Below are 3,381 nucleotides of genomic sequence, written 5' to 3'. Positions count from 1 at the left end.
TACAGGTTGTTGAACATGTATTTATAACTCGTCTTTTTAATAATTTCTTACCTATATTGCACCACTGATATATTAAAAAATAAAAAACTTATATAACTAATTTATGAGAAGTTATTGTGATGGTATTTTGTATCTATATTCTTTATGATTAAGTTTTATAATTACCCTTGTACCTTTGTTTTCTTCACTTTCAAAAGATATTGTTCCTTTATGATTATGAATAATCTTTTGACTAATAGATAACCCTAGCCCTGTACCACCAGAGTTTTTATTTCGACTTTTATCTGTTCTATAAAACTTTTCAAATATTTTATTCAAGTCATTTTTTGAAATACCAATACCAAAATCTTCGATGACAATATAAATTAATTTGTCTTTTATAAAACTATTAATTAAAACCTTTGATTCTTTTTGACTAAATGAAATCGCATTTTTGAGGATATTATTAATTGCTATTTTAACAAGCTTTGAATTACCTAGCATATTTGAAGCATCTTTTATATTAGATTGAATTTCTACTTCTTTTAATTTTGCAAAAGGTCTTAATTCTTTAATTGATTCTAATATCACTTCGTCAAGATATATTTCTTCATGGTTTGAACTATTTTCTTCTTCTGTTTTTGCTAGATATAAAAGATCATTAACAGTTTGTTGAATAATGACTACTTCATCTAAGCAGTTAATTAAAGTCTCTTTATATTCGTCACTTGAACGACTTTTTCTTAATGCAATTTCTATTTCACCTCTAATTATTGTAAGTGGAGTTTTTAACTCATGAGAAGCATCACTACTGAATTGATAAATTTTGTCAAAAGATATTTCAAGCCTTTGTAATAGGTTATTTATCTCTTTACCTAAACTGTCAATCTCATCACCATTTTCTAATCTCTCGAGTCTTTTAGAAAGGTTTTTTACATTTATTTCTTTTAAATTTCGTATTATTTGTTCTATTGGATGAAAGGATTTATATATTAAAAAATATCCTCCAACTGTGGCTAAAATAAGTATTATAGGAATAATAAATAAAAGTATATATAGTAGGTTTTCAAGTGTATCATTTAGGTTTTTATTATCTGTGGCAATCTCAAGAACATATAACTCATTCTTAATTTGAAACTTTAGACTACTAATTACAAATGTATCTTTTTGTTCAAAATAAATAACATCTTTTTTATATGTATCTATTTTGTCAATCGTATTACTTATTGACTTAGGATAATTTATTTCTTTTATAATTTTTAATTGTTTATTAATTTTAGAAAATTTAATATAAAGTGGGTCAAACTTGTATTCATCTTCTTCATTAAAAGTTAAATCAGCTAAATCGTCATGTTCTAAAATATCATCTTCAATATCTAGAATTACAATTCTTAAAGTATTTTCCAATTTATCTAAAGTTGATATCTCTAAAGATTTGTGTAATGATATTGAAAATATTGTAAGTATAAAAGCTTGGATTAGAAAGCCATAAAGTAAAAGCTTCTTTTTTATAGTTAGTTTATTCATCACTTATTTTAAACCCTAATCCTCTGATTGTTTTTATTAATTTTTGTTCATAATTTTTATCAATTTTATTTCTAAGTCTATAAATATAAACATTTACAACATTACTCATACTTTCATCGTCAATGTTAGATAAAGAACTACTAATTATAGTTTCTGATAAAACTTTGTTCTTATTTCTTATCAAAAATTCTAAAATCAAGAACTCTTTTGCTGTTAAAGTAATATTTTCATTTGCTCTTTTTGCACTTTTTGTTAATAAGTCAAGTTCTAAATCTGCTATTTTTAGTGTAGTTGTATATGTATTTTTAGTTCTTAATTGTACTCTAATTCGTGCAAGCAGTTCGGAAAAAGAAAAAGGCTTAGCAATATAGTCATTTGCTCCAATATCTAGGCCTTTTATCTTATCTTCAATAGAATCCTTAGCTGTTAGCATGATAATAGGAGTTTGTATATCTGAAGATCTTAATGTCTTACAAACTTCAATACCGTCTTTTATTGGAAGCATAATATCTAATAGAATCAAGTCATAAGTATTAACACTCGCTAGATAAATACCTTCTTCACCATTTAGTGAATAATCAATGATATAAGACTCTTCTTCTAAGCCTTTTTTTAAAAAGTTTATGATTTTTTGGTCATCTTCTATTATTAGTATTTTCATTATTTCCTCATCTTAAAATCTATTTTACACTTTTAGAAATTAATTTTAGTATTGTAATTTCACTGTCTGCTTTGTATCTAAAGTTTATACCCCAAGTTCCAAGACCACGACTAACATAAATAGCTGTTTTTTTTCTATAAAAGAGTCCATTTAAAAAAGGTTGCACTAAACGGACTAAGAAATGGAATGGAAAGATTTGGCCACCATGTGTATGTCCACATAAAAATAGAGGTGTTTTATTCATTACTGCGATTTTATAGTCTTTTGGTTGATGAGCTATAAAAATGCTATTTGTATTTGCTTTTAAGAAAGATGATGCTTTCTTTTCATCTCTTCTTATATTAAAGAATTTAGCAAACCTATCTGAAATACCTACAATGTTGATTTGTTTACCCTTAAAATCAATACTAGTACTTTTATTATCCATTAAAATAAAATTGCTAAGTTCTTTTTTTAAATCTTCTAATCCATAAAATATATCATGATTACCACTTATATAATAAACTGGTCTTAGAAGAGAGAGATTATTTAAAAGATGTAACTTTTCTTTAATATATTTAACCTTACAGTCAATTATATCACCTGTTATTACAACAAAATCATACTCTAAATCTTCACATATTGATAATAGTTCATTTATACTTGATAGTTTAAAGTTCTTATTTATATGTAAATCACTTAAGTGAAGTATTTTAAGACCATCTAAAAATTGATGGTCTATTAATACTTCTACTATTTTTGTTATTGGTAAATTCATATTAAAAAGATTTTTCTAAATCTTCTTTATTGATATAACTTATACTTTTAATTACACCATTTTCTAATTTATATAAAGTTGAGTAATCATCTTTTTGAATAAATCTTTTATCATCTCCATCATAAATAAGTAAGATATTGTGTTTATATTTTCTCATTTTAGGAAGTGCAAACATACTTGTAATAATTGAAGGCATTCCTGAAATGTTTGCAATAAAAACAGCTTGATTCTTTTGTAAAAAATCTTTTGGTTTTTTACTCAAAAACTCATTTATATCAGCACCTGTTCCTTTTTCAAATGATACAATTATTGTTTTTGTATCAGATGTAACAGTATGCGTTTTATCAAATTGATTAACAAGAGTAAAATTACTTAGTTTTTTATTTACTTCAAACCCATTTGAAAATAAGTATGTTGTAAACAACACAAGAAGTATTAGTTTTTTTATCATTTATTA

Annotated in this window: 4 protein-coding genes; all 4 read right to left on the bottom strand. The window is 24.6% G+C overall.

Annotated features, from left to right (window positions below; genetic code table 11):
* Window positions 1-111: 111 nt before the first annotated feature.
* From GBG18_RS14800 to GBG18_RS14785, 4 genes are read right to left on the bottom strand one after another with little or no spacing between them, the layout of a single operon-like run.
* Window positions 112-1,506 carry a sensor histidine kinase gene (locus GBG18_RS14800; RefSeq protein ID WP_226896508.1) on the bottom strand — a complete coding sequence of 465 codons (1,395 nt, stop codon included), beginning with the start codon at window positions 1,504-1,506 and terminating at the stop codon, window positions 112-114.
* Entirely contained in the window at window positions 1,499-2,167 is a 669-nt protein-coding gene (locus GBG18_RS14795; RefSeq protein ID WP_152192315.1) for a response regulator, read from the bottom strand. The genes GBG18_RS14800 and GBG18_RS14795 overlap by 8 nt, the downstream gene beginning before the upstream one ends.
* 19 nt (window positions 2,168-2,186) lie before the next feature.
* Complete coding sequence (locus GBG18_RS14790; RefSeq protein ID WP_152192313.1) at window positions 2,187-2,924, bottom strand: metallophosphoesterase; 738 nt, start codon at window positions 2,922-2,924, stop codon at window positions 2,187-2,189.
* Window position 2,925: 1 nt separating this feature from the next.
* Window positions 2,926-3,375: a hypothetical protein gene (locus GBG18_RS14785; protein WP_152192312.1), complete on the bottom strand. Its 450-nt coding sequence runs from the start codon at window positions 3,373-3,375 to the stop codon at window positions 2,926-2,928.
* Window positions 3,376-3,381 lie beyond the last annotated feature (6 nt).

It is taken from the genome of Poseidonibacter ostreae, from assembly GCF_009208075.1.
Lineage (GTDB): Bacteria > Campylobacterota > Campylobacteria > Campylobacterales > Arcobacteraceae > Poseidonibacter > Poseidonibacter ostreae.
Note: the sequence above shows the minus strand (reverse complement) of the source record. Positions and strands in the feature narration are given on the sequence as shown.